The organism is Oleiphilus sp. HI0066, from assembly GCF_001635725.1.
In genome coordinates this window covers 1-1,222 of the sequence record NZ_LWFH01001249.1, presented here as the reverse complement: position 1 = coordinate 1,222, position 1,222 = coordinate 1, and the positions used below count along the sequence as shown (strand labels likewise).

Annotated in this window: 1 protein-coding gene; it reads right to left on the bottom strand. The window is 40.2% G+C overall.

Annotated features, from left to right (window positions below):
* Positions 1–867 precede the first annotated feature (867 nt).
* Positions 868–1,222 (bottom strand): hypothetical protein (locus A3738_RS31235; RefSeq protein ID WP_197473904.1); only part of this gene is annotated, 355 nt, incomplete at its 5' end.

Sequence of the window (1,222 nt, the reverse complement as noted above, 5' to 3'; positions counted from 1 at the left end):
AAAGCGTTGATTCTGCAGTCACCAATTTTCGAAACTGATCAATATCTTTTAGACGTGCAAGTTGTGCTGAAGCCCTTGCGCCAGTCGTCAGAGCATAGGGCAGCCAGAGTAATTTTGATGTGACGGTATATGCGATATAGATGGCAAGATCTTGTCCTGAATTATTCAGAATATCCAAGCGCATTCTCTTGAATTTGTATTCCAAAAGCGCGGTTATAATAGATCCCGCTGTTAGCCAAGCGAGACTTGAAAGAGAACCTGAAGTTAATGCGAAGGTGTAAATGATCATGATAAAGAAAGGGTTGACTGCACCCAAAATACTCACGATAAAACTGAGTATTGTTAGTTGGTGTAACTCACGGTTATAGCGATAAAAACAATACTTNATCCAGTTGCTTTTGTCTTGGCTCTCAGGCGGAGGCTCGCGAAACAATTTGGAATAACGCNAGATGTGAATGATCGTATAATTCTGCTCATCAGCCTCTTTATAGAACAAATTGTCATTGCGGTAGTCATAGATGCATAGTTGCTGTTTCTCGAGGTTATACTCGATCAGAATACCGTTAAACCCAATACATGAGATCCAACAAGGACTGTCAATTTTAGCTAATCTCTCCCGTGTGACACCATCCTCGTGCTCAGGGCTATAACCTAAACGTGTAAGTGTGTTTGTGAAAGCTTCATGATCTTCATTGGTGGGCAAAAATGCATCGGCTAAAATACCAGGTGTTCCTTCCCAGCCTAGTGCAACTAAGCTAAAAGCGATTCCACGAGAAATTGGGTGTGCCTCAAAGTAATTTTCACCTAAGGGACTATTTGCAAATTGATGCAGACGTTGTTCAACTTCATCAAAGGCAACTAAGGTATTCATGCAATGATATCCTTATTTATATCGTTTTTGTTTTGATGTTTTGGTTCTATGTTTCTCGCTTGATTCTTTAACGATCGTTGAGGTAAAACGATATGCTCAAGTTTTGGGTAGATTTCGTGAAGACGATTGGATACAAAAATACAGATAAAAGCATCTGAGCGCGGACGAATACAGGTGACCAAGTTTTTAACAAAACGGGTGTCATAGATTAGGTCCAGATCATCAATGATAATGATCGATTTACGACTCAAAACAGCACGAATAATAACCAATGCATAAATAACTTGACGAGGCAATGGAACGGTATTTGTGGAGCGAAACTCTGTATAAAACCCCTGCCTTAGCTCATCT